The following is a 25,314-nucleotide window of genomic DNA, read 5'->3' as shown; positions in this document are numbered from 1 at the left end:
TGGTTCAGGCCGGAATAAAGCTGCTGCTAATCAGGTACCAGGTGTAAACCACGTAAGCGACTACAAATATCCCGCCTTCCAACCGATTTAGTCGTCCGGGGCCCTTCAGCCCGATACAAAATACAAACAGAGCAACAGAGAGTGCCAGCATAAAGACTACATCGCGGTAGAGGAATTCTGAGCCCACTTCCATGGGCTGGATAACGCCGGCAATACCTACTACGGCCAGTGTATTAAACATGTTGGAACCGATCACATTACCCAGCGCCAGATCATGTTCGCCCTTACGCACAGCCACCAGGGATGAAGCCAGCTCTGGCAGTGAGGTACCAATGGCAATAATGGTAAGACCGATAATGACATCGCTGACACCGAAGAAAGTGGCGATTTCCACGGCCCCCCACACGAGTAACCGTGAGCTGGCCACCAAAATTAACAGCCCAACGATTAACCACAGGGTTTCTTTTTTCAGGTTAGTGTCGGCCAGATTCAGCTCTTCGTCGTACTCGGCGGCCAGAGCGTCTTTGTCGCCGCGCATCCCGGTCCATATGCTCCACGAAATAAGCAAAATAAACAGCCCTAACAAGGAAAACGCATCGTCTTTGGAAACGGTTAAATCGAGCACTTGCCAGGCCGCAAAAAAGGTCAGGCCTAACATAATGGGCAGTTCTTTGCGGATAATTTCAGAGCGCACGGCAATCGGGCTGATTAAAGCGGTGATCCCCAGTATCAGGGCAATATTGGCAATATTTGAACCATAGGCATTACCCAGTGCAATGCCGGAACTGTTTTCCATTGCCGCGATAATCGAAACAATAATCTCAGGTGCAGATGTGCCAAAACCAATGATCAGCATACCAATCAGGATGGGCGAGAGACCAAAGTGTTTAGCGACTACTGCCGCGCCACCCACAAATTTGTCTGCACTCCACAACAGTAATGGTAAACCAATGATAATAGCGAGACTCGCTAACAACATAATTTCTCCTTGAAGAGCCTCTGCACATACCCAACTGCGTAGCAGAGTAGGCGCAGAATAGAGCATAACCCTTTCATATTGCAACCCGTTCGGTCTCAGCAGAAACAAAACAGGTCGTAACGATAAAAATAATCCGTTATTCGGGACGACTGCATATCAGTACTATAGCGCATTAAATTAATGCTGGCGTTTTCTGGCAATAGGGCCAGTCTGACTTCAGCGACTGTGTAAGGACAGCTACGCTTTCATGTATCACACTCTGATTGTGGCAAATCAACCCTTTAACCTGAACATTCCATCGCTCACGGTATTAAGTTTCGAGCAATACCTGGCGGACTATCCTAAATGGAACGAACCGAAAACCCGGGTGATCAACCTGTGCGATACCGAACAGTATCTCAGTAATGGTTACTATTGTTCATTGCTGGCTGAAGCGCGACAGCACCGGGTCATTCCCAGTGTGAATACCATTAATGACTTGCGGATGTTAAAGGTGGGTCATGAAGGGCAATCACTGATTATTAAACCCCAGGAAAAAGCCATTATAGAAGGTCTTGGCGGCGAATTTTTTGTGTGTTTTGGTAAAACCGATGACAGCCGTCTTAAACGAATCGCTGCCTCGGCGTTTAACCGTTACCCTTGCCCGTTGCTGAAACTGACTACGCGTCAGGACATGACCACCGTTTATTGCGAATCGGTTGGCTTTAATGCGATCCCAGAGTCCTTGCAACTGACGTTTGTGGAACGTCTTGGTCAGTTTACCCAGCAGCAATGGCGTACATCGTCGAAAAGTAAGCCGTCGCGCTGGGATATGGCCATCCTTATTGATCCGGAAGAATCCACGCCGCCCAGTGACAAGAAAGCCATTGCAAAATTTGTTAAAGCCGCCGGTAAAATGGGCTTTCATGCTGAGGTGGTTACGGCCCAGACCATTGGCGATGTTGCCCAATACGATGCCTTGTTTATTCGGGAAACTACCGCGATTGACCATCAGACCTATCGATTAGCCCGTGCGGCAGAACAGGAAGGCGTGGTAGTTATAGACGACAGTCAGTCGATTTTGCGCTGCTGTAACAAAATCTTCTTGCAGGACGCATTCAGCTATCACCAGGTCCCGGCACCCAAGAGTCAGTTTGTGACTGATGCTGCCTTACCTACCTGTGAAGCACTGATTGAATCACTGCAGTTACCGATTATTTTGAAACTGCCGGAGAGTTCATTCTCGAAAGGCGTATATAAAGTGGAAACACTGGAAGCCTTGCAGGAAAAACTGGCCATGATGCTTGAGGGCTCTGCACTGGTGCTGGCTCAGGAGTATATTTTTACTGAGTTTGACTGGCGCATTGGTATGCTGGGCGGTCGGCCAATCTATGCCTGTAAATATTTTATGGCGCGCAACCACTGGCAGATTTACAACCATGCCAATGGTAAATCGGATTCCGGTGACTTTGTCACGATGCCTACCTTTGAAGTGCCAAAACAGGTACTTAAAGCTGCCATTGCGGCCGCTGATGTCGCTGGTTCCGGCTTGTACGGCGTTGATATCAAGCAGCGTGGTAACAAAGTTTATGTTATCGAAGTTAACGATAACCCCAATATCGATGCGGGGATCGAGGATAAATACCTGGGTAACGAACTGTATTTGCTGATTATGCAGGAATTTGCCAGCCGCCTGGAACGCCGGGGGCGTCAGTAATGACAAAGCAGGAGTCTGGCTGGGTATTACGCTCTGCTGAAAACAGCGATTTGGCCGCACTGGTGGCACTGGAAAACAGCTGTTTTACCGCTGATAAATTAAGTCGGCGCAGTTTTCGCCACTATTTACATGCCAGTAATGCAGAAATGGTTGTAGTCCAAATGGCAGACGGCCTGGTGGCCTACGGTTTGTTACTGTTGCGCCGGGGCACATTACTAACCCGTTTGTATTCGCTGGCAGTTGCGCCGCAGGCGCGCGGGCAGGGCATGGCTGAAGCCATAATTGGTTATCTGGAAAAACGCGCCAGTAAACGCGGTAAACGGTATATGCGTCTTGAGGTGGCTGAGCACAATTTGTCTGCTATCCGATTATATACCCGACTGGGGTTTGAGCCTTTTGCGATCACCCCGCACTACTACGAGGATGACGCCACAGCGATCCGTATGCAAAAAACCTTGCCATTAGATACACCGGACATTCAGCACAGGTTATGTCCGTGGTATCAGCAATCCACGGCTTTTACCTGTGGACCAGCCAGCCTGATGATGGCCATGGGTATGATTGATAACGGTATTATTTTGTCGCAAAAAGAGGAATTTGCTATCTGGCGAGAGGCTAATACCGTGTATATGACCAGTGGTCCTGCCGGAACGCATCCCCTGGGACTGGCAATGGCAGCAATGGATCGTGGGTTTGATGTAAAAGTGTATTTAAGCCATGAGGGCCCGCTATTTGTTGATGGCGTGCGCAATGAGCACAAACGGCAAACTCTTACTGCGGTGGAAGAGCAGTTTTTTAGTCAGGCTGAAGTTCGTCAGGTCCCGGTGTTTTACAGCGGCTGGCTGGATATTCTGGACACAGAAGCAAATGCGCCGGATAGCGCGCTGATGTGTTTGATCAGCACCTACCGTTTGGATCGCTCAAAAGCACCACACTGGGTGGTGGTTACCGGTACCGATGAGCATTGCGTCTATATCCACGACCCGGATCCCGATACGGATACCGCGGTGTCCCGGGTGCTGGACTACCAGCATGTACCCATAGCCAAAGAAGACTTTCAGCGCATGACCAGCTATGGTAAGCGTCGGGTCCAGGCGGCTATCGTCCTGCGACGCCGCCAACCTGAACTGGAGCTGATTGACTTAGTGAACAGTGACCTGGATGTGGCTGTTTAGATCACGCATGGCGTTAACCAGTTTCAGCAAATCGTCAACGGTGCCTTTAAACGCAGAGTGCTTGGTGACCATTTCATTATTGTCATGGCTCAGCTGACCCTGGTTGGCCGGGTCAAACATTTCAGTTTGTTGCGCCAGGCTAGTCCACTGTTCCTGATATGACGCCGGAATAAGATGACGCTTGGCCATCAGTTTGTCTCTGATCTGCAACAGTTGGCCAGTGATTAGGGTTTGATTTTTTGGTGTATCAGTCATGGTTTTTTTCCTCACTTCAATCGCATGGCCCGAGATAGTGGGGCGTTTCGCGACATTGGATAAATAATAATCGAAAATGGGTTGGTAAAAGGTCTGTACCATGATGAATAGGTAGCAATTTTGATACCTGAATGCCGATTAATGGGACTTCAGGTATAAAAAAAGATTAGTGACTGATAAAGCGGTGGTGTTTGGGCCGTTTTCTAAGCATCAGAAAGACGGGCAGCCACAACAGCAGGTACAGGCAAATCGCAGTGACTATCGCAGCGCCAATAGCCTGAGGTCGCAAGGGCAGTGATGGTTGATAGAGTTCCAGCACCTTAGTTAATCGCGCGTATTGCCGGGGCTGAATAAAATACCAGAACTGTTCGAAATAATGACTCGACTGTAGTATCGCCATGGCTTGTCGGGCCTGGGCGTGTGCTTGTATAACGGCTTGCTTATGCCGGGCATCCGCACTCACCAAAGGGTCGCTGTTGGCAATCAGTGCGCTGAGCATGCTGTCTGTATCAGCGTAGCCGTAATCCCGGGCAAGTTGTTGATAGTGCAACACTTCCGTCTCAGTAGCATCTACATAGCCGTGGAGGTATTGCAGATAGTGGTCGGTAACAATCGGAATTTGCAACAGCGCAATAAGTAGCACAGCAAAAAATAGCTTGTCGATTAAACGTACAATAATCATCTGCTGTCGCTCCTTTTTTGTGGTTACCCGTAGGTGGTTTTCAGGCAGTGATAAATGGCATCGCTCAGACGGCTTAATTGTTCGGCTGAAATCACAAAAGGTGGCATGATATACACCAGCTTACCAAACGGCCGAATCCAAACACCATGTTTTACAAACAAGGGCTGTAAATGTTTCATATCTACCGGATGTTTCGTCTCGACCACACCAATTGCGCCCAGTACTCTGACATCCTGCACACAAGCGAGTTCCCGGCAGCGCTTAAGTTCGGTAGCTAACTGGCTTTCGATAGCCTTAACCTGATCGTGCCAATGCCCTTCGTTAATTAACGTAAGACTGGCGTTTGCCACTGCGCAGGCGAGGGGATTGCCCATAAATGTCGGTCCATGCATAAATACGCCCGGACTACCCTCACAAACCCCGCGGGCAACATCTTCGGTACACAGCGTGGCAGCCAGTGTCATGTAGCCACCTGTAAGTGCTTTACCCACACACATGATATCCGGCGTGATGTCTGCGTGATTACAGCCAAACAGTTTACCGGTACGACCAAAGCCCGTGGCAATCTCGTCGCAAATTAATAACACGTCGTAGGTATCACACAGCTGTCGGCAACGACGCAGGTACTGGGGATGATAAAATCGCATGCCACCGGCCCCCTGAACTACCGGCTCTAAAATCAGCGCAGCCAGTTCGTCGTGGTGGCGGGTAAATAATTCTTCCAGCGGCAGGATGTCATCTTCGCTGAATGACTGACCAAAGCGGGTTTGCGGTGCCGGAGCAAAAATATGCTTATTTAAAGTACTGGCAAACAAACTGTGCATACCATTTACCGGATCGCACACCGACATGGCAGCAAAAGTATCGCCATGGTAACCATTGCGAGGCGCTATAAGGCGGGATTTTTCCGGACGCCCCTGACAGGCCCAGTACTGCACCGCCATTTTGATGGCCACCTCAACCGACACTGAGCCGGAGTCAGCCAGAAAAACCCGCTCCAGGCCATTGGGTGCCATGGTTAACAACTGACGACACAGGTTGACTGCCGGTTCGTGAGTCAGGCCACCAAACATCACGTGGCTGAATTTATCAATTTGCTGATGGGCCGCAGCATTCAGTGCCGGATGATTATAACCATGGATAGCCGCCCACCAACTGGACATACCGTCTACCAGGATTTCGCCACTGGCCAGAGTTATCTCGGCACCATTAGCGCCGCTTACTTCAAAGCAAGGCAGCGGATCAATAGCCGACGTATAGGGGTGCCAGATATGTTGCAGGTCAAATTCTTTATTGGTTAAATTGTGCACAATAGTAAACTTTTAAAAGTTAATTTGATTGACAAGTCAGGGTTGGTGCATAGACTAAGCGACCAGACATCAAGAGTAAAGGAAAGGCCATGCCGGCAGCACAATATAATAGCACTGAAGCGGTTGTTCGACACGACTGGCGCCGTGAAGAAGTGGAGGCATTATATGCCATGCCATTCAACGATTTGTTATTTAAAGCGCAGGTCGTTCATCGTCAGCATTTCGATCCTAATCAGGTGCAGGTAAGTACCCTGTTATCTATTAAAACCGGCGCTTGTCCGGAGGATTGTAAGTACTGCCCGCAAAGTGCCCGCTACGATACCGGCCTGGAAAAAGAACGCCTGCTGGAAATAGAGAAAGTTATTGAACGCGCTAAAGAAGCCAAACAAACCGGCTCAACCCGTTTTTGTATGGGCGCGGCATGGCGAAATCCCAAAGAGCGGGACATGCCCTACCTGACCCAAATGGTCGCTGAAGTAAAAGCCATGGGCATGGAAACCTGTATGACCCTGGGTATGTTAACCCGGGATCAGGCGGTGGCTTTAAAACAGGCTGGTCTGGATTATTACAACCATAACCTGGATACGTCACCGGAGTTTTATGGTGACATTATTACCACCCGTACCTATCAGGATCGTCTGGATACCCTGCAAAATGTGCGCGATGCCGGAATGAATGTGTGTTCTGGCGGTATTGTGGGAATGGGCGAAACCGTTGCCGATCGGGCATCGTTACTCATTCAGCTGGCCAATTTACCCGAACAACCACAAAGTGTTCCGATTAACATGCTCGTGAAAGTTGACGGCACACCGCTGGATAAACTGGACGACATGGAGCCTTTCGACTTTATCCGTACCATTGCCGTGGCGCGCATTATGATGCCGAAATCCCATGTACGACTGTCTGCTGGCCGTGAGCAAATGAACGAGCAGATGCAGGCGTTGTGTTTTATGGCCGGGGCCAACTCTATTTTCTACGGCTGTAAATTACTGACCACATCGAATCCCGATACGCACGAAGACGTGGTGTTATTTAAAAAGCTGGGCATTAATTCAGAGCGCACTCGTGAATATTCCGATGAAGCGCATCAGCTGGCTTTAGCAGAAGCGATTGAACAGCAAAGCATGCCCCAGTCAGAGTTATTTTACGACGCGACCGCAAAAGGGCAGACCGAGACTGCGTAATGGCCTTTGATTATATTGACTCGCAGTTAAACGAGCGACAGCAGCAGGGTTACTATCGTCAGCGTACCTGTATCGATTACGAGCGTGACGGCATTATTGCCATTGATGGTCAGCACTATCTTAATTTTGGCAGTAATGATTACCTTGGTCTACGTCACGATCAGGGCGTGTTACAAGCCTGGGTAGAGGGGCTGGCGCAGTTTGGCGCGGGCAGTGGCGCATCGCCGTTAGTCACAGGTTACAGTGTGGCGCACCGCGAGCTGGAAGCCACTCTGGCCGAAGCATTGGGGTACGACGCAGTGCTGCTGTTTAATTCCGGCTTTGCTGCTAATCAGGCGATTTGTCAGGCGCTGTTTGCATCCTCCGGCGAAATTATTGCCGATAAGCTGATGCATGCTTCCTTTATCGAAGGGGCGCTTGCCAGTAATGGCACGCTGAAACGATTTGCGCATAATGACATGACACACCTGCAAACGCTGCTGGCCAAAGCACAAGAGTCAAATCGGTTAATCGCTTCCGAGGGCGTGTTTAGTATGGACGGCGACAGCCCTGTCATTGCTGAGCTGGTCAGTGCGGCGCAACAATCGCAAAGCTGGTTGATGCTGGATGACGCCCATGCCTTTGGAGTCACCGGTGAGCATGGGTTAGGCTCGGTAGAACAATACGACTTAAACCAGCATAATTGCCAGATTGTTATGGGCACCTTTGGTAAGGCTATTGGCACCGCCGGCGCTTTTGTTGCAGGTAGTCACAGCCTGATAGATTATCTGGTGAATTACGCCCGCCATTATATTTATTCCACGGCTTTTCCGCCGGCCCAGGCGGTGGCTACTATCTATGCGTTAAATTGCGTGACTACCGGCCCGAAGCGAGCACAGCTGCACGGCAATATCGCGAACTTTAAACACAAAGCCCGACAGGAAGGGCTGACGCTGCTCGAGTCAGACAGTGCTATTCAGCCGTTGATTATTGGCGAACCAGAACTTGCCAGACAATATTCGGCAGCGCTGGCTGCACGCGGATTATGGGTGCCGGCAATGCGCCACCCAACCGTACCAAAGGGGGCAGACCGATTACGTATCACCCTTAGCGCGGTGCATTCAGAACAGGATATTGCTGCGCTGGTGGATGCGCTTTGTCTGGTTCGACAGGAGCTGGGCCGTGGCGCTGATTGAGCCGCAGGAATGCGTGCAACAGGCCACCCAAAAACAGGATGTGGCAAAACGTTTCAGTGCCGCTGCCAGGCAGTATGATACGCTGGCAACGGTGCAATCTGCTATTGCCGGTTCTGCACTGGCGCGGATAACGACCGCAAAAGCTACAAAAGCGCTGGATATTGGCTGTGGAACCGGTCGTCATACCTATCAACTGGGGCTGATTTCACAACAAACCACCGGGCTGGATATTGCGCCGGGCATGTTAGCCCAGGCGGCCGCAAATTACCCGATGCTCAGCTTTGTTCAGGGCGATGCGGAGCAGCTACCCTGGCAGGCAGATGAGTTTGACCTCGTTTTTTCTTCAATGGTACTCCAGTGGTGTCGCAGCCCGTTAGTGGCAATGCAGGAGATTAAACGGGTATTACAACCCGGCGGTAAGGCCGAACTGGCTATTATGGTTGAGGGTTCTTTTGGCGAATTACGCCAGGGCTGTGCAGGCAGTGGCGTGACACTGCGTATTAATCCGCTGTTTTCGGCAATTGACTGGCTGAACGCAGCTAAACAAGCCGGGCTTGCCTGTGGTGATCAGAATACGCTGGATTATCCGGACCGGTTTGACAGTGTTCTGCCGTTACTACGCTCGATAAAATGTATTGGCGCTGGCAGCTCTACTAATCAGGCTACCAGCCAACCATTGAGCCGCTGCGATCTGAAAGCACTGGAAGGGCAAATGTTAGCAGCCGGCAATGGTCAGTTAACCAATACCTATAAAGTGCTGCACCTGTCATTGGAGAAGTTGCTATGACGCAGGCTTATTTTGTTACAGGTACCGACACTGAAGTTGGCAAAACCTATGTCACTACCGCGCTTATTCGCGCTGTGGCAGTGGCGGGAAAAAAGGCGATTGGATATAAACCGGTGGCGGCCGGTTGTGACTGGCACAACAACGAATGGCAGAATGAAGATGCTCTGGCGATGCAAGCCGCATCAAACGTGCCGCTGACCCTGGCCGAAATTAATCCCATTGCGCTGGAACCTGCCATTGCACCGCATATCGCCGCCGACCTGGCCAACAGGCACATTAGCGAACAGGTCATTGCCGATGGCTTTCATCATCTGGCAGCCAGACAGCCCGATGTGCTGTTGATGGAAGGTGCGGGCGGCTGGCGGCTACCTCTTGGCCAGCAGCGATTTATGAGTGACGTGGTACAAACCCTGGCGCTTGATGTCATCATCGTTGTGGGAATGCGCCTGGGTTGTTTAAATCATGCCCTGTTAACTGCCGAAGCCATCCAGGCCGATGGCTTAACCATTAAAGGCTGGATTGCCAATACCTTATCGCCGGACATGCCATACTGGGAGGAAAATCTCGCCACACTGGATAAGCTGATGCCAGCGCCAAGACTGGCAATTGTGCCTTATCAGGCAGCGCCGGATGCGGCTAGTTTAGCCACCATATTTACTTAGCGGACTATATATACCGGGTTAAGTCCTGACCCGGAGCGATAGGGGTCTTCTCATCGCCCTCAAAGCAAAACCCTTCCAACTCGCCCAACAAGGTTAAGCGGCCCGCGGTATATTGTAGTGCGGTTCCTTCGCGGATAGCCAGCACCGGTGTGTCCGGGTTTAACCGGGTAAATTCAAATAAGCGATCATCGCGGGTTTCGCCATTGTGATTGGGCGGCTGATAATCGGTATAGTGCGGATTGAGCTGACAGCTTAAAAAGTTAAGTGCAGTAAAGGACGGCGGCTCGATAATAGGCATGTCATTGGTGGTACGAATACTGTTGCCGCAAATATTGCTGCCGGCACTCCAGCCAATGTAGGGCGTGCCTTTGCTGACCAGCTGCTGTAGCGGTTCAATGATTTGTTGCTGGTACAGCTGATAAAGCAGATTAAAGGTATTCCCACCCCCAACCATAATTGCTTTCGCCTCTTTTACCGCCGCCACCGGGTCATCGCACTGGTGAATGCTGGTCAGGGTTAATTCGGGCAACGCCTGCTGTACTTTGTCGAGATAGTCATCCCAGTTAAGAGTAACCCCGGCATAGGGAATAAATAAAACCGTCTGTTCAGTATCCAGATGGGTAAATATCATTTCGCGGGCATGTTCCAGATAGTCCTCATCGCCCATTCGCGAACTGGATAACATTAGTACATGATGGTTTGATTCAGTTGGCATTAATCGTTCTCTTTATTTATTTCGTTGGTTTTTGCGTAGTGTTCGACGCTAATGATAAGTACAATACCACGCTCATTGCAGAGGGGTAAGTCACCCTTCTGGTCAGCTTTACCATTACTGACTCTGATAACTGATACAAAGATAGGAATTACCATGGCATCACCGAAAGCTGTTTTATTTGTCTGTCTCGGCAATATTTGCCGATCACCGACTGCTGAAGCAGTATTCCGACACAAAGCTAAAGTCGCAGGGCTGAATCTGGAAATTGATTCGGCCGGGACCCATGGTTATCACATTGGCAGTGCACCGGACAAACGTTCTCAGGCGGCTGGCGAAGAGCGCGGTTATAACTTTCAGGGGTTAAAATGCCGTCGGGTAAGCGATAGCGATTTTGAACATTTCGACCTGATCCTGGCCATGGATCAGAGCAATCTGAAAAACCTGAAAGAAATGTGTCCGCCGCAGTACCAGCATAAAATTAAGTTAATGCTTGATTATGCCGGGTACCGTAATGAAGACGTCCCCGATCCCTATTATGGCGGAAAAAAAGGGTTTGAGCTGGTGCTGAGTTTAATTGAAGATGCCTCGGATGGTTTGCTTAAGGCGATCAAAGCTTAATGATCACTTCTGCTATACAAAAGTGCTCTGTAGGCTGCCTGTTTGTTCTTTTATTAGTAGTGTTTTGCGCGGTATTGGCTAACGTCTGGTGGCAGGCGGACACCACGGCAGCAACACGCTGGTATATCTTAACTCATTTACAACTTCCTCTGGCGCTGACGGCGGTGTTAGTTGGCTCGGCACTGTGCGTCAGTGGCGCGGCACTGCAGGTTGTCCTGCGTAACCCGCTGGCTGATCCCGGCATCATTGGCATTGCCAGTGGCGCTAGCCTGACGGCCGCGATGGTTTTAATTCTGATGCCAGAATGGATGGTTGATACACTGCATTACAGTTTGCCAATGGCGTGTTTTGCCGGAGCTTTATTGTCGACCTGGATCATTTACCGGTTATCTGCCCGTTTGCGAGGCTTAAATACTGCGGTGATTCTGGCCGGTATTGCGATTACAACATTAACCAGCGCGATAATGGGCTGGTTATATTTATTTGCTGATGCCCAGTCGATGCGTAATCTGACTTTCTGGGTGATGGGCAGCCTGCATCAGGCTGATGGCTGGATATTGTTGTGGAGTGGCCCGCTGATTGTTGGCAGTTGTCTGTTTATCTTGTCACGGGCTAAATCACTGAATTATTTGTACAGCGGTGACCTGGTTGCCCGTAGTGCAGGCATCGACCCTCAGCAACAGTCAAAGTTTATCCTGCTGGCCAGTGCGCTGGCAGTGGGATGTGCGGTAGCGATTGCCGGCTCTATCGCATTTTTAGGTTTGCTGGTGCCCCATTATCTGCGGCTCATGCTGGGTAATGATAACCGGATTGTGTTACCGGCCAGTGCTTTATGCGGCGCTACCATGTTATTGCTGGTGGCGTTTGTGTCAGATTTGCTGCCTTACGCCTCCTTGCCAGTGTCGATGGTTACGGCCACCATTGGCGGTCCGCTGCTGCTTTTTGCGCTGTTAAAAGGGCAGTTTAAATGAGCGTGCCGATTACCGTTAATAAGGTTTCCCTGGCGGGGCGGTTGAATAATGTGTCTTTTAGTCTTATTCAACCCGGGGTGACCTGTTTGCTGGGGGCCAATGGTGCCGGTAAGTCATCATTGCTAATGGTGCTGGCTGGTCTGGCTGAACCTTCGGCCGGTGAAGTGCTTTGGGGCGCCACCAATGTGTTTAATTCTACCTTGTCGGCCTTGTCCGGCCAGCGCTGCTATGTTGCTCAGCAGCATAGTATTCAGTTTGAATTGACCGGCTATGAATGTTTACAGTTTCTTAGTCCGTCACAAAGCGCTACTATTCCCGGCGAATTGATTCGCAAGCTGGATATTGCTGATTTACTGGAAAAACCAGTAACCCGTATGTCGGGCGGCGAAATGCAGCGGATAATGATCAGCCGTGCGTTGTTACAGGTGTGGCCAGCAATTCAACAGGGGAGTGCTATAATCGTGCTCGACGAACCTGTGCAAGGGCTGGATATTCGCCATCAAATTGTGTTGATGAAATGGCTCAGCGCACTGGCTAAAATTGGCAATCAGATTATTATGAGCTGTCATGATATCAATATTGCGAACACCTTTGCCGATACGGTATTGTTGGCGAAGTCTGGACAGATGCTAGCATACGGACCCACCAGTGATGTGCTGAACCTGTCGAATCTGTGGTTAACCTTTGACTGTCAGTTTGAATGTCTGCTTAAGGATGATCAGCGTTATTTTGTTCCTATCAAAAACAAGACTGCTTTTTAGATGTTGACTGTTTTCTTGAAATTTCCCATTTTAAAGAGGTGCTAAGTGAATAACTGGCAACCAGATAGCTGGCGTGCAAAGCCGATTTTGCAACAGCCAGAATACGAGGATAAGGCGGAACTGGCCAAGGTTGAGCAAACCCTGAGTTCCTATCCTCCATTAGTGTTTGCCGCTGAAGCCCGCGAGCTGCGTCGTCAGCTTGGTCAGGTTTGCGAAGGTAAAGGATTTTTACTCCAGGGCGGAGACTGTGCCGAATCGTTTAACGAGTTTAACGCACCCAAAATCCGCGATACTTTTAAAGTATTGTTGCAGATGGCAATTGTAATGACCTTTGCCGGCCGTTGTCCGGTTACCAAGGTTGCCCGCATGGCTGGCCAGTATGCAAAACCGCGTTCATCAGATTTTGAAACCATCGACGGTGTCACGCTGCCGAGCTATCGCGGTGACATTATTAACAGTTTTGAGTTTACTGAAGCTGCCCGCAGACCTGATCCACAACGACTGGTTGAGGCTTATCATCGCAGCTCAGCAACGCTGAACCTGTTGCGTGCTTTTGCCCAGGGTGGTCTGGCGGATTTGCATGAAGTCAACCGCTGGAATATGGCGTTTCTGGAAAACAATCCACAAAAAGATAAGTATGTGGACTTGTCCCGTCGTATTCAGGATACGCTGGAATTTATGGATGTTATTGGCATTAATGGAGCCAATACGCCAGCGCTGCACGAAACCTCATTGTTTACCTCGCACGAAGCCTTATTGCTGAACTACGAGCAGGCACTGACCCGTATCGATACCTTAACCGGTAAGCCTTACGACTGTTCTGCCCATATGGTGTGGATTGGTGAGCGTACCCGTCAACTGGATCATGCGCACATCGAGTTCTTCCGTGGTATCAACAACCCGGTAGGAGTAAAAGTTGGCCCGAGCATGGAAGAAGATGAACTGATTCGTCTTATCGATGCCCTGAACCCGAACAACGATCCTGGTCGGTTAACGCTAATTACCCGCATGGGCGCTGATAAGCTGGAAGCAAACCTGCCGCGACTGTTACGCCGCGTGAAAGCCGAAGGTCGTAATGTGGTATGGAGCTCTGACCCCATGCACGGTAATACTTTCTCAGCCTCGAGTGGTTACAAAACCCGTAATTTTGATGCCATCCTCAGCGAAATTAAGCAGTTCTTCCAGGCTCACGAAGCCGAAGGCACTTATGCTGGTGGTATCCATCTTGAGATGACCGGTCAGCACGTGACGGAATGTACCGGCGGTGCTTACCAGATCAGCGATGAAGACCTGAAAGAAGCTTATAAAACCCAGTGCGATCCGCGTTTGAATGCCGATCAGGTACTGGAAATGGCCTTCCTGATTTCAAATTACTTACGTACTAAGTAATTTATCGGTCAGCTATTCAAAGAGCGCAGCGAGGCAATCACTGCGCTCTTTTTCGTTGAGGATCCCGACAAAAATTGTTTTTCGCCGCAGCGCGGTAGTCGTTTTGTCAGTTGCCGTCATCGCCGCAATAAATTGTGAGGGAGTATCTACCTGGGCCAGAATAACCTGCCAGTTAATATACGCACCGTAACTTAACAGCTTCTGCTGATACCGTTGTTCCAGCGTTTCAATAACCCGGGGCATTAAATCCGACTCCGCCAGCAGTTTATGAGCGATGCATTCATGCAGGCACAGACTGCGTTTATCGGCTTCCTGCTGCTGATACTTTTTATGATGATAAACCATAATGTTAATCGTCCAGCAAAGGGGCCAGCATGCCCTCCATGCCATTAAGCTTAATTTCGTACATCAGCGCTAATTGTTTGCCCAGCTTGCCGTCAGGGAAGCCCTGTTTGGCAAACCAGACTAAATAGGGCTCCGGCAATTGCAGTAATTTGCGGCCGGCATATTTACCAAAAGGCATGGTTTGATTAATGGCTTCTTTCAGGGCCGCCGGGTCCATCATGTCTTCGCTCATGGTTAATCTGCCTGTTTTTGTTGGGCCTGCCACAAGCCGGCATACATGCCTTGTTGAGCTAAAAGAGTGGCATGGTTACCCTGCTCGATGATTCTACCCTGGCTCATCACCAGAATCGTGTCGGCGTCGACAATGGTCGATAAGCGGTGGGCAATCACAAGGCTGGTATGGCCTTTGGCGACTTCCCGTAAGGCCCGTAAAATGGCTTGTTCAGACTGACTGTCCAGTGACGAGGTAGCCTCATCAAACACCAGAATAGCAGGGCGTTTAAGAATGGCTCTGGCGATGGCTACCCGCTGTTTTTCTCCGCCGGAGAGTTTAAGCCCACGTTCGCCGACTTTGGTTTGCGCGCCGTCGGGCAAATTACTGATAAACTGATCCAGGTGGGCCAGGCGAATGGCCTCATTCACCTCTTCTTCACTGGCATCCGGCCTGCCGTAACGAATATTCTCGAAAATAGAGTCGTTAAACAGCACCGTATCCTGGGGCACGATACCAATATGCTGGCGCAGACTATGTTGGGTAACGTCGGCAATATTCTGGCCATCAATATCGATACTGCCGCTTTTCGGATCGTAAAAACGAAACAGCAGTTTTACCAGCGTGGATTTACCGGCACCACTTTCACCTACCACGGCAACCTTGGTACCTGGTTCAACCGAAAAAGACACATCCTTGAGGATCTGGCGGTCGGCATGATAATAAAACCCGACGTTGTTAAAAGTGATCCGTCCTTGCTCAATGCTGAGCTCACGGGCATCCGTCGGGTCGCCCACCTGCGGCCTGGTCTCCAGTAACTTAAACAGGTTTTCGATATTGGCCAGTGAGCCACGGATTTCGCGGTAGACAAAGCCCAGAAAGTTCAGCGGCATAAAAATTTGCATGGTAAACGCATTGATAAGGACAAAATCACCAATGGTCATGTTGCCTTCGCTTACTTCCAGGGCAGCCAGAAGCAGCATTGCGGTCATTGCGGTAGCAATAATAAGGGCCTGGCCACCGTTTAAAGCAAACAGGGATAAACGGTTTTTGCGCCGGGCCTGTTCCCACTGAGCCAGATTGGTGTCGTAAAGATTGGCTTCGTATTTTTCGTTATTGAAATACTTAACGGTTTCGTAATTGAGCAGGCTGTCGATAGCACGGGTATTGGTGCTTGAGTCAGCCTGATTAGCCTGGCGGACATATTCGGTACGCCAGTCAGTCGCTTTCATGGAGAACCACACATAGGCAATGACCGAGCAAAGAATAATCATGGCGAAAGAGGCACCATACTGGGTGAGTAATACTCCCACTACCAACGCGATTTCCAACAGGGTAGGGCCAATATTAAACACCATAAAACGCATCAGAAAGCTGATGCCGCTGGTACCCCGTTCAATATCCCGTGACAAGCCGCCGGTTTGCCGGGATAAATGAAAGCCTAAATCGAGCCGGTGCAAGTGCTCGAAGACCTGCAGTCCCAATCGTCGCATTGCGCGCTCTGTTACCCGGCCAAATAAGGTATCCCTCACTTCACCCAATAATACGTTGGACAAGCGCAGCACACCGTAGGCGAGTACCAGCGACAGCGGTACTGCAAGAGCTTTTACGGTGTCATCATTAAGACTATCGACGGTATGTTTCAGAATAAACGGCAAGCCAATACTGGCCAGCTTTGCTGCTACGAGGCAAAGTAACGCCAGCAAAACACGTTGTTTAAATTCCAGCAGGTAAGGCCATAATTGCCGAAAAACCTGCCATTGCATTGGAGTGTCCGGGTCGACCGGGAGTCGGTGTGGGCGCATGTGATTTGTTTGATACCCTTATTTTTTCAATGGTTATGTTGTGGGCTGACATAGGGTAGAATGGTCGATAACGCTTTAATAAACGCTATTAACCATAACTGGTATTTTCCTTAAGGCACTGACTTGTTACAAGATTCTTTTGGTCGCAGATTCTATTATTTGCGCTTGTCCATTACCGATGTATGCAACTTTCGTTGTCAATATTGCCTGCCTGATGGTTATCAGGGCGAAGCCCAGCAGTTTCTGAGCGTAAATGAAATTGATACCCTGGTAAATGCCTTTGCGCAAATGGGGACGTCCAAAATCCGGATTACTGGTGGTGAGCCCACCCTGCGCCGCGACATCGTAGACGTGGTGGCCCGTTGTGCTGTTACGCCAGGGATCAGTAAAGTGGCCATGACGACCCACGCCGGTAAGCTGGCGTCGCTGGCAACGCCACTGGCAGCGGCGGGACTAAAACAGGTCAATATCAGTCTGGACAGTCTTGAGCCAGCACAATTTGCGTTACTCAGTGGTCAGGATAAGCTGGCGGCCGTGCTTGATGGGGTTGAGTCGGCACTGGTGGAAGGCATGAATGTGAAAGTCAACGCGGTGCTGATGCGCCCGTGGGCTGAATCACAGTTACGGGATTTTACCGCCTGGTTAAAGGACATGCCGGTTACCGTTCGGTTTATCGAACTGATGGAAACGGGCCAGCACAAAGCCTTCTTTAAATCCCATCATGTCAGTGCCGAGCCTTATCTGGCGGCGCTTAGGCAACAAGGCTGGCAGGCATTGCCCAGAGGAAAGGATGCCGGACCGGCCATTGAGCTTGCCCATCCTGATTACGTCGGAAATATTGGCTTTATCATGCCCTACAGCAGCGATTTTTGTAACAGCTGTAACCGTTTAAGGATTACCGCTTTAGGTAAGCTGCATTTATGCTTGTTCAGCGATCAGGGGCTCGACTTACGTGAGTCGTTGCAGTCCGGGGATGTTGAGGCAGTAAAAACGTTTGTTACCGATAGCCTGGCCGATAAAAAAGTGTCGCATTATTTGCAGGACGGTATTACCGGTATTACCCGTAATCTTTCTATGTTGGGTGGTTAACCATGGTGATTGTCCATCCCTCAGAGCGTTTAACCTATCGACGCATTTCCGCCGCTGACAGCGATTTTTTATTTGCAATAGATCAGGACGAAGAGGTGATGCGTTTTCTGACTGGCGGACGCAAAACTACCCGTCAGGAAGTCGATGAGGTCTTTATTCCCCGCATTGAATCCTTTAGCAACGAAGAGAAGGGCTGGGGATTATGGCAAGCTAGTCTGGCCGATAACACTGGTGAAGCGCTGGGTTGGATCCTGGTGCGTCCCATGGGCTTTTTTACCGGCAATGTGCAGGAACATAACCTTGAGCTTGGCTGGCGGTTTAGTCGTAAAAGCTGGGGCAAAGGGTATGCCACAGAAGCCGCTAAGGCCGTAATTGCGGGGCTGCGAGCGGCTGGCTATACGACTTTTTCCGCTATTGCGTTGGCGGATAATCATGCATCGATTAATATCATGAAAAAACTCGGTATGCACTACGTGCGCACAGAGCGTTATACCGATGCTATTTTTGACGATGACGTCGAGGTTTATAGCACCGCTAAACAGTAGCGCTAATGGGTAACGGCAGAAGAAATGTCGTTGTTTGCCTGCTTTTCTTCCTTCATTCTTTGATACCAGTGATAGCGGTTTTTACCTTGCCGTTTGGCTTCGTACAAGGCGTCATCAGCTTCTTTCATTGCCTGATCAAAGTAGGTCGTTGCTGATTGCATGTTACGGCTAACCACAGAAGCTCCGATACTTATGGTAATATTGTCCAGTACACCCTTATCGGTTTGTACCGTAACATGAGTTAAATTCATCATCAGTTCATCGAGGAGCTGACTGCACTGTTGGACATCACCAGATTCAAGATACAAACCAAATTCTTCACCACCGAGGCGTGACACCATGTCTGAGTTTCTCACCGAATGTTCCAGCGTGCGGGCGACCTCTTTTAACACCTGATCGCCAACCGGATGGCCATAGGTGTCATTCAGCTTTTTAAAATTATCAATATCGATAATACACACACAGTGTTTGTTACTGTCGTTTTCGGTTAGTGACTGAATGCGATTAAAATAGGCACGGCGGTTCATTAAACCGGTTAGCGAATCCGTAGAGGCCAAATGCTCCAAACGCTGCTCGGCCTCGTAACGTGCTTGTTCTACTTCTACCGCCCGGAAGAGGTTAGCCAGAGTATCGGTCAGTGGCGTTAGAAACGTGACGTCGTTCTGTGAGTAGTCTTCGGCTTTATTGGCTAAGCCTATTACACCAACGGTTTCTCCTGATTGTTTAATGGGGAGCCCCAGAAAACGATGCAAAACCGGATGACCTTTGGGTGTTCCCTTAGACGCAAGATGATTTCTCGGAGCATTCGCAATGACCGGCGAGCTTGAAGTAATGACGTGGCCAAACAGGTTATTCAGGTTAGTAAAACGTAGCTTGCCCTGCTTAAACAATTCATATTGCTGCTTGGTTTCCTCGCTCCAGCTTACATCGGAAATGGCGTAGATGTGCAGCAGAGGCGCGCCGTTTTCGTACTGAACCTTACCGATAAAGCCATATTCGCTTTCGGCTAAATCAATCAACTCCGGGAAAATTTGCTCACAGGCTAATTGCAGATCTTTTTGTGCCACGAATAAGTTTTGCGCGTGGTTGATAAAACCCAGTAACCGACGCTGCCGCTCCACTGCCAAATCTGACAGTTTTTTCTCGGTAATATCGCGGTGTGTCATTGCAAATCGAACGGCACGGCCATTTTTATCCCGGGTAACCACTTTGCCATAGGTTTCCAGCCAAATGTAGCTTCTATTAGCGGAATGGACCCTATACTCAATATCCAGGGGCGTTTGCGGGCTGATCAAGCTGTCGACAATGGCGTCACGCAAACGTTCTTTGTCGGCAGGGTGAACCAGTTGGGCCCAAAACATCATGCTGGTATCCACACTATCCGGATGCATCCCCACGATGTCGCACATGCGGTTATTAACCCGCATATTGTCGTTTTGTAAATCCCAGTCTGATGTGCCTAATCCTGATGCTTCTAACAGCAATCGCATACGTTCGTTGGTTTCTAATATGCGCTGTTCCAGATACTTTTGTTCAGCATTGTTGAATAGTAACCCTTGAATAGCGATAAGATTATTGTTGTCGAAGATCCCCCGCGATACCAGTTTGTACCACACGGGCGCATGACTTTTACTTTCGATCCTAAAGTCACATTCACAAAACGAAGCGCCCTGATGATGATTGCGCATGGCAAACATAAATTCGTCAAAGTCTTCGCTATAAATATAGTTTTCCAGTTGAAACTGGCTGATATCCTCGGGAATATCAATACGTAACAACTTGCTGAAGTTTTGTGAAAGATATGACGTAGTGATGGTTGGGCGCGCCTGCCAACGAATCAGTGCCGCCGGAGAATTATTTAGCAACTGATGTTCGTCTTCAGTACGTAAGTTCGCATAAATGAGTTCGACGCACTGGGCCAGATGGCGGCTGAATTTTATCAGTAGTTCTATATCGTTATTGCTGAGTACCCGTGGCTTCGTGTCAACCAGGCATACCGAACCCACAGTAGTATCCTGTAATTTGAAAGGCACACCAGCGTAAAAACGAACATGAGGTGGCCCGGTTACGGTGGGTTTGTCTATCGCTCGTTCATCGTTGAGCGTGTCTTCGATATAAACCGTATCATTGGAATCTACCACCAGTTTACACAGTGAATCATTGAGTGGGATTTCGGTAATGTCGATCCCAAATTTAGCTTTAAACCACTGGGTGTTATCTTCGATAACCCCAAGGAAAGCGATGGGCATGTCAAACATTTCAGCTATCGAATGAATAAACTGATCAAGAATGCTGTCGTATTCGTCATTTCGCAGGCGATACTTCTCTATTAATGCCTTTTTCTTCATAGACGCTTTTCGGTTTAACTCAGACTCAGGGGGAATATTTACCTTAACTAATAGTCCTAAAAAGTCGAAACCGCAAAGTTTGACTTTAAAAAGCGCTTTGAGCTGAGGCTGAAGATCAGGTTAAATCTTTGAGTACTTTCCTGACCCGCTGATAGCGTTGTTCCTGCTCTTCAGTGAGTTTGCCTGACTCAATGGCTTTCAGGCAGTTGTGGATCAGGTGCGTCGATAGTGCATCCTTGGCGGCATCGCTATTGGTTTCCCGCAGGTTAATGGCCGCAGCCTGGAGCAGGTTGAGTGCGATGGAGGGGTTTTTGGGCATGATAGTAAACGCCTGGCGAAACGTTTGCAGCGCTTTTTCCAAATCGCCGCGCTGGTATTGATTTACCGCGCTGTTGTTTAATGCCTTCGGACTGAGTTTGATTTCGGCTTTTTCGGTTTTTTCCTGTTGAACATACTGCAAAAACAGCTGGCTTTGGGCCGGGTCGTTATTACAACGGCGCTCAATCAGGTCCAGAATGTTTAACGCATGCTCCTGAAAACCCACTTCATGGAAAGCCTTGGCTTTATCCAGCAAGCCTTCAATACTTTCGGTTTCCCAGGAATCATTGCTTAACTGGTCGAGCAGGGCCTTGGCATTTTCAGTTTCGTCTTCAAGATATAACAGGCGGGCATCAATTACTTTTAACTGATCGTCAATATCCGCTTTAGGAAAATTGTTTTTGAGCTGTTTTAAATATTCCATGGATTGCCGGATAAGCCGCTTGGTTAATTCATCGTCTGCGGTCATGGCAAAGTCGATGCCGGCTCTGGCAACGTTTAAGTAAATTTCCGGCTTATCATGAATTGAGTTTTTGGCTATTTTGACAATTTTCTTGGCGGCCTCAAACTGGGATTCATAATCGTGAGTTAAGCGGGACAGATCCAGCGCTTTGGCGTGACGGTGAATATTTCGCGGTGAGATTTCGCTGGCTACCTCAACGCTTTCCAATGCATCTTCGAATTCTTTGTGTTTAATCTGCAGTGCTGCAATGAGGTCGTACGCGGCAAGCATAGAGTCCTGACGCAGGGCCAGCTCAATAACCAGTTTTTCGGCGTCTTCATCCTGGTCCAAGGCAATAAAACTGCGGATAAGACCGAGCTGCGCCCAGGTAAAGTTTTGAACATTAATAATGGCCTGATAAAACTCTTTGGCTTCTTCAAAGTGGGCACAGGCCAGCAGCAATTCGCCTTTGAGTTTTAACGCCAATGGGAAAAATTCTGAGTTTTTCGGCTCTGTAAGAAAGTTTTCCAGTTCCAGCAGGGCTTTATCCAGCGCAGCCTGCTCAATAAAATGATATACCGGTTTTAATGCATGCTTACGCGTGAGTAATCGCCCTAAGCGACGATCTAATTCTCTTACGGTAAAGGGTTTGGCCAAAAAGTCATCGGGCTGCAGTTCTACGATACTGTGGACAATATCAGCTGTTGTATCGGCACTGATAAACACAAACGCGGTGCTTGGCGGAAGCTCGTTATGTTCCTTTAACTGGTCATAAAGAAAATAACCGTCCTGCTCATTTTTTAAATCGTAGGAACACACTATTAAATCATAGTGATTACGGCGGATGTAGGTTAGCGCAGTGCTGACACGGTCAGCATATTCGATATTCTGAAAGCCGAGTTCTTCCAGTGAATATTTCAGGTATCCCTTGGCAAGAACCTGATCGTCAATCACTAATACCCGAGTTTGTCTGGCTAACTTTAAATTCATTACCATTATATCCGTTTGGCTTCTGAATGTTTTATCGGCAAATGCGAAAAAAAACTTATTAAAACCTGAATATACAAAACTGTCACGAAAAACAAGCGACAGGCTGCTTTTGCTAAACAATACAAGACAAGTCGATAGTAGTCGGGAAAATTAAGTTGTTAAACTAACAAACTGCCAGAAAATAGTGAGCATTAGCCATTAATTACAATGAAGGTGTCGCAAATAGGGTGTTGAACCAATTAACGGGCAATATCTGCTGAATATTTAAGGTTCGATATTTTAGGTTTGAAAATTTTGGAAAAAAGAGATGGTGGACGTCTGCTGTGACTCGCAACGAAGTTGTTGAACCAGTGAACGGACTAATTCGATTAAAGTTCTGATTTTTGGAAGTTTTGAAAAGAGAGATGGTGACGTCTGCTGTGATTCGCAACGAAGGTGTTGAACCAGATGACGGATAATATCTGCTGGATATTTAAGATTTGAAATTTTAGAAAAAAAGAGATGGTGGCGTCTGCTGTGACTCGCAACGAAGTTGTTGAACCAGTGAACGGACTAATTCGATTAAAGTTTTGATTTTTGGAAATTTTGAAAAAAGAGATGGTGGACGCTACTGGACTTGAACCAGTGCCCCTCGCCTTGTAAGGGCGATGCTCTCCCAACTGAGCTAAGCGTCCATATTTTGTGATAAAGAAAGTTGGAATACTTCGAAGAAGTGGTGGACGCTACTGGACTTGAACCAGTGACCCTCGCCTTGTAAGGGCGATGCTCTCCCAACTGAGCTAAGCGTCCGCTTTCTTTGTTACCTGCCGTGCTCGGCAAGTGGGGCGTATTATAGAGAGGGAAGCGAAACTGTCAACACCCAAAATAGAAAAAATTACAGAACGGTGTCCGTTTGTTGACAAAGTAACCGAAATGGCTATTTTGTGCTGTTTTTCCGAACAATTTGCTGCCTTGAAAAGAAAAATAGCTGAGCAACTTTGTGGCTTAGCCTAATGGCTGGTAAAATGCGCGCTCTTTTATAAACACGATTAACAGTAGAGATTATTCATGTCGGTTGTTACCAGATTTGCACCCAGTCCCACGGGTTATCTTCACGTCGGTGGCGCGCGCACCGCGTTGTATTCATGGCTGTATGCTAAAAGCCAGGGTGGGGAGTTTGTCTTACGTATAGAAGATACGGACATTGAGCGTTCAACTGAAGATGCTAAACAAGCAATTCTGGATGGCATGGAATGGTTAGGTCTGAGCTGGGACAAAGGCCCGTATTATCAAACGGAGCGCTTTGACCGCTACAAGTCTATTATTCAGACCATGCTGGACGAAGGTAAAGCTTATAAATGCTTTATGCCAGCTGAAGAACTGGATGCTATCCGCGAAAAACAAAAGGAAAATGGCGAAAAGCCGCGTTATCCGGGAACCTGGCGCGACCGTACTGATCATCCTGAAGGCCAGCCTTTCGTTATTCGTTTTAAAAACCCGCTGGAGGGCAGTGTGGTGTTTGACGATCACGTTCGTGGTCGTATCGAAATTAGCAATAAAGAGCTGGACGATCTGATTATTCAACGTTCAGACGGCACACCTACCTATAATTTCTGTGTAGTAGTAGATGACTGGGATATGGGTATCACTCATGTGGTACGTGGTGAAGACCATATTAATAATACGCCACGCCAAATTAATATTTTACAGGCTTTGGGTGCACCGGTACCAGAATATGCCCACGTTTCTATGATTTTAGGCGACGACGGCAAGAAATTATCCAAACGTCATGGTGCGGTAAGCGTAATGCAGTACCGCGACGATGGTTACTTACCCCAAGCCGTAAAAAACTATCTGGTTCGCCTCGGATGGTCCCATGGCGATCAGGAAATTTTTTCGGAACAGGAAATGATCGAGTTATTCAGCCTCGATGCGATTGGGCAATCAGCCTCGGCGTTTAATACTGAAAAACTGATTTGGTTAAATCAGCATTATATTAAGACTCTGCCCGCAGAAGAAGTTGCCAGTCACGCAAGCTGGCATTTTGAGCAGCAAGGGATTTCGCTGGAAAATGGTCCGGCGCTGACAGATGTGATTGCGATTCAGGCCGACAGAGTTAAAACGTTAAAAGAGCTGGCCGATATCAGCTGCTATTTTTATCAGGACTTTGAAGAATTTGATGCCAACGCAGCAAAGAAACATTTGCGACCTGTTGCAAAAGAAGCATTGGAGCTGGTGCAGCAAAAATTGGCTGCTATCAGCGAATGGAACCCCGAAAATATTCAGGCTGCTATTAATGCTACTGCCGAAGAACTGGAAATCGGCATGGGTAAAGTGGGTATGCCATTACGTGTTGCCGCAACCGGCAGCGGCAATTCTCCATCGTTAGATGTGACCCTAAATCTGTTATCTCAGGACAAAATTGTTGAGAGAATAAACAAGGCGCTCACTTTTATAGCAAACAGAGAAAATTCCTAAAAAAAGCGTTGACATGATGGGGCGTGCTATCTAGAATGCGCCCCGCTGTCACGGAACAGTCATCGAAAAACTCAATGACCTTCGTAACGCAATTTGGGGCCATAGCTCAGCTGGGAGAGCGCTTGCATGGCATGCAAGAGGTCGGCGGTTCGATCCCGCCTGGCTCCACCAAATTTCTTTCCATGATGTTTATCTTGGAATAGGCCGAAGTAAGTTGAGAATTATTAGTTTGGTAATTCGTGAGTTACACTCCAGCTTCTTCAGGACTTGAAAATCAGTAAGGCTAAGGTCGCTCATTTTGCAGAGCAAAATTCGCCTTACTGAAAATCCCGAAAGCAGCGCTTTCGGAAACAGATTTTCAGTCCCCTTCGTCTAGAGGCCTAGGACACCGCCCTTTCACGGCGG

The 25,314-nt window shown here is 48.7% G+C and carries 23 protein-coding genes and 4 tRNA genes (1 of these 27 only partly in view); 15 read left to right on the top strand and 12 right to left on the bottom strand.

Going from position 1 to position 25,314, the window contains the following annotated elements; all coding sequences use genetic code 11:
* Positions 1-4: 4 nt before the first annotated feature.
* On the bottom strand, positions 5-979 hold the full coding sequence (locus BFC17_RS10905) for a calcium/sodium antiporter (RefSeq protein WP_070176502.1): 975 nt from the start codon (positions 977-979) through the stop codon (positions 5-7).
* Positions 980-1,226: 247 nt separating this feature from the next.
* Here BFC17_RS10905 and BFC17_RS10900 point away from each other — a divergent pair, with 247 nt between their 5' ends.
* Together BFC17_RS10900 and BFC17_RS10895 are read left to right on the top strand one after the other, a co-directional pair.
* A complete protein-coding gene (locus BFC17_RS10900) occupies positions 1,227-2,675 on the top strand; it encodes a RimK family protein (RefSeq protein ID WP_070176501.1) in 1,449 nt (482 codons plus the stop codon).
* The gene (locus BFC17_RS10895; RefSeq protein ID WP_070176500.1) at positions 2,675-3,850 is read left to right on the top strand and encodes a GNAT family N-acetyltransferase/peptidase C39 family protein; all 1,176 of its coding nucleotides are present in this window, start codon (positions 2,675-2,677) and stop codon (positions 3,848-3,850) included. The genes BFC17_RS10900 and BFC17_RS10895 overlap by 1 nt, the downstream gene beginning before the upstream one ends.
* Here BFC17_RS10895 and BFC17_RS10890 read toward each other — a convergent pair.
* The 3 genes from BFC17_RS10890 to bioA form a co-directional block, all read right to left on the bottom strand.
* Positions 3,818-4,105 carry a hypothetical protein gene (locus tag BFC17_RS10890; protein ID WP_139142059.1) on the bottom strand — a complete coding sequence of 96 codons (288 nt, stop codon included), beginning with the start codon at positions 4,103-4,105 and terminating at the stop codon, positions 3,818-3,820. The genes BFC17_RS10895 and BFC17_RS10890 overlap by 33 nt on opposite strands.
* 166 nt (positions 4,106-4,271) lie before the next feature.
* Entirely contained in the window at positions 4,272-4,787 is a 516-nt protein-coding gene (locus BFC17_RS10885) for a DUF2937 family protein (RefSeq protein ID WP_083271686.1), read from the bottom strand.
* Positions 4,788-4,810: 23 nt separating this feature from the next.
* The gene (gene bioA / locus BFC17_RS10880; RefSeq protein ID WP_070176498.1) at positions 4,811-6,097 is read right to left on the bottom strand and encodes an adenosylmethionine--8-amino-7-oxononanoate transaminase; all 1,287 of its coding nucleotides are present in this window, start codon (positions 6,095-6,097) and stop codon (positions 4,811-4,813) included.
* Positions 6,098-6,186: 89 nt separating this feature from the next.
* Between bioA and bioB the strand changes: the two genes are divergently transcribed.
* From bioB to bioD, 4 genes are read left to right on the top strand one after another with little or no spacing between them, the layout of a single operon-like run.
* Entirely contained in the window at positions 6,187-7,281 is a 1,095-nt protein-coding gene (gene bioB / locus BFC17_RS10875) for a biotin synthase BioB (RefSeq protein ID WP_070176497.1), read from the top strand.
* A complete protein-coding gene (locus BFC17_RS10870) occupies positions 7,281-8,456 on the top strand; it encodes an aminotransferase class I/II-fold pyridoxal phosphate-dependent enzyme (protein ID WP_070176496.1) in 1,176 nt (391 codons plus the stop codon). The genes bioB and BFC17_RS10870 overlap by 1 nt, the downstream gene beginning before the upstream one ends.
* Positions 8,443-9,243, top strand: a complete 801-nt coding sequence (locus BFC17_RS10865) for a methyltransferase domain-containing protein (RefSeq protein WP_070176495.1) — start codon at positions 8,443-8,445, stop codon at positions 9,241-9,243. Before BFC17_RS10870 ends, BFC17_RS10865 begins: the two co-directional genes overlap by 14 nt.
* The gene (gene bioD, locus BFC17_RS10860; protein WP_070176494.1) at positions 9,240-9,905 is read left to right on the top strand and encodes a dethiobiotin synthase; all 666 of its coding nucleotides are present in this window, start codon (positions 9,240-9,242) and stop codon (positions 9,903-9,905) included. The genes BFC17_RS10865 and bioD overlap by 4 nt, the downstream gene beginning before the upstream one ends.
* A 4-nt stretch (positions 9,906-9,909) precedes the next feature.
* Here the strand turns inward: bioD and pepE are convergent, their stop codons facing one another.
* On the bottom strand, positions 9,910-10,620 hold the full coding sequence (gene pepE, locus BFC17_RS10855; RefSeq protein WP_070176493.1) for a dipeptidase PepE: 711 nt from the start codon (positions 10,618-10,620) through the stop codon (positions 9,910-9,912).
* 153 nt (positions 10,621-10,773) lie between these two features.
* On the opposite strand from pepE, the gene BFC17_RS10850 reads away from it, so the two are divergent.
* From BFC17_RS10850 to BFC17_RS10835, 4 genes are read left to right on the top strand one after another with little or no spacing between them, the layout of a single operon-like run.
* Complete coding sequence (locus BFC17_RS10850; RefSeq protein WP_083271684.1) at positions 10,774-11,238, top strand: low molecular weight protein-tyrosine-phosphatase; 465 nt, start codon at positions 10,774-10,776, stop codon at positions 11,236-11,238.
* Positions 11,238-12,209 carry a FecCD family ABC transporter permease gene (locus BFC17_RS10845; RefSeq protein ID WP_070176492.1) on the top strand — a complete coding sequence of 324 codons (972 nt, stop codon included), beginning with the start codon at positions 11,238-11,240 and terminating at the stop codon, positions 12,207-12,209. The genes BFC17_RS10850 and BFC17_RS10845 overlap by 1 nt, the downstream gene beginning before the upstream one ends.
* Positions 12,206-12,970: an ABC transporter ATP-binding protein gene (locus tag BFC17_RS10840; protein ID WP_070176491.1), complete on the top strand. Its 765-nt coding sequence runs from the start codon at positions 12,206-12,208 to the stop codon at positions 12,968-12,970. Before BFC17_RS10845 ends, BFC17_RS10840 begins: the two co-directional genes overlap by 4 nt.
* A gap of 45 nt (positions 12,971-13,015) precedes the next feature.
* A complete protein-coding gene (locus BFC17_RS10835; RefSeq protein WP_070176490.1) occupies positions 13,016-14,359 on the top strand; it encodes a class II 3-deoxy-7-phosphoheptulonate synthase in 1,344 nt (447 codons plus the stop codon).
* Positions 14,360-14,371: 12 nt separating this feature from the next.
* On the opposite strand, the gene BFC17_RS10830 is transcribed toward BFC17_RS10835, so the two are convergent.
* Genes BFC17_RS10830 through BFC17_RS10820 form a run of 3 tightly spaced genes read right to left on the bottom strand, consistent with a single transcriptional unit; the run spans position 14,372 to position 16,720 of the window.
* Complete coding sequence (locus BFC17_RS10830; protein ID WP_070176489.1) at positions 14,372-14,704, bottom strand: hypothetical protein; 333 nt, start codon at positions 14,702-14,704, stop codon at positions 14,372-14,374.
* A gap of 4 nt (positions 14,705-14,708) precedes the next feature.
* Entirely contained in the window at positions 14,709-14,921 is a 213-nt protein-coding gene (locus BFC17_RS10825; RefSeq protein ID WP_070176546.1) for a DUF3820 family protein, read from the bottom strand.
* Positions 14,922-14,938: 17 nt separating this feature from the next.
* Positions 14,939-16,720: an ABCB family ABC transporter ATP-binding protein/permease gene (locus BFC17_RS10820; protein WP_070176488.1), complete on the bottom strand. Its 1,782-nt coding sequence runs from the start codon at positions 16,718-16,720 to the stop codon at positions 14,939-14,941.
* Between the two features lie 123 nt (positions 16,721-16,843).
* On the opposite strand from BFC17_RS10820, the gene moaA reads away from it, so the two are divergent.
* Together moaA and BFC17_RS10810 are read left to right on the top strand one after the other, a co-directional pair.
* The gene (gene moaA, locus BFC17_RS10815; RefSeq protein WP_070176487.1) at positions 16,844-17,809 is read left to right on the top strand and encodes a GTP 3',8-cyclase MoaA; all 966 of its coding nucleotides are present in this window, start codon (positions 16,844-16,846) and stop codon (positions 17,807-17,809) included.
* A gap of 2 nt (positions 17,810-17,811) precedes the next feature.
* Positions 17,812-18,354 carry a GNAT family N-acetyltransferase gene (locus tag BFC17_RS10810; RefSeq protein WP_229681083.1) on the top strand — a complete coding sequence of 181 codons (543 nt, stop codon included), beginning with the start codon at positions 17,812-17,814 and terminating at the stop codon, positions 18,352-18,354.
* A 2-nt stretch (positions 18,355-18,356) separates the two neighbouring features.
* Here the strand turns inward: BFC17_RS10810 and BFC17_RS10805 are convergent, their stop codons facing one another.
* From BFC17_RS10805 to BFC17_RS10790, 4 genes are all read right to left on the bottom strand, one after another.
* The gene (locus BFC17_RS10805; RefSeq protein ID WP_070176486.1) at positions 18,357-20,702 is read right to left on the bottom strand and encodes a sensor domain-containing diguanylate cyclase; all 2,346 of its coding nucleotides are present in this window, start codon (positions 20,700-20,702) and stop codon (positions 18,357-18,359) included.
* A 115-nt stretch (positions 20,703-20,817) separates the two neighbouring features.
* A complete protein-coding gene (locus tag BFC17_RS10800; protein ID WP_070176544.1) occupies positions 20,818-22,452 on the bottom strand; it encodes a tetratricopeptide repeat-containing response regulator in 1,635 nt (544 codons plus the stop codon).
* A gap of 598 nt (positions 22,453-23,050) precedes the next feature.
* Positions 23,051-23,126: transfer RNA gene (locus BFC17_RS10795), tRNA-Val, on the bottom strand.
* Positions 23,127-23,165: 39 nt separating this feature from the next.
* Positions 23,166-23,241, bottom strand: a tRNA-Val gene (locus BFC17_RS10790).
* A 258-nt stretch (positions 23,242-23,499) separates the two neighbouring features.
* Between BFC17_RS10790 and gltX the strand changes: the two genes are divergently transcribed.
* From gltX to BFC17_RS22715, 3 genes are all read left to right on the top strand, one after another.
* Positions 23,500-24,909 carry a glutamate--tRNA ligase gene (gene gltX / locus BFC17_RS10785; protein WP_070176485.1) on the top strand — a complete coding sequence of 470 codons (1,410 nt, stop codon included), beginning with the start codon at positions 23,500-23,502 and terminating at the stop codon, positions 24,907-24,909.
* Between the two features lie 95 nt (positions 24,910-25,004).
* A tRNA-Ala gene (locus BFC17_RS10780) sits at positions 25,005-25,080 on the top strand.
* A gap of 190 nt (positions 25,081-25,270) precedes the next feature.
* Positions 25,271-25,314 (top strand) — tRNA-OTHER (locus BFC17_RS22715) (it continues 103 nt past the right edge of the window).

Origin of the sequence: Marisediminitalea lipolytica (assembly GCF_001758465.1) — a bacterium.
In the GTDB taxonomy this organism is placed as follows: domain Bacteria; phylum Pseudomonadota; class Gammaproteobacteria; order Enterobacterales; family Alteromonadaceae; genus Alteromonas; species Alteromonas lipolytica.
The sequence above is the reverse complement of the archived record's forward strand: the minus strand, read 5'-3'. Positions and strand labels throughout refer to the sequence as shown.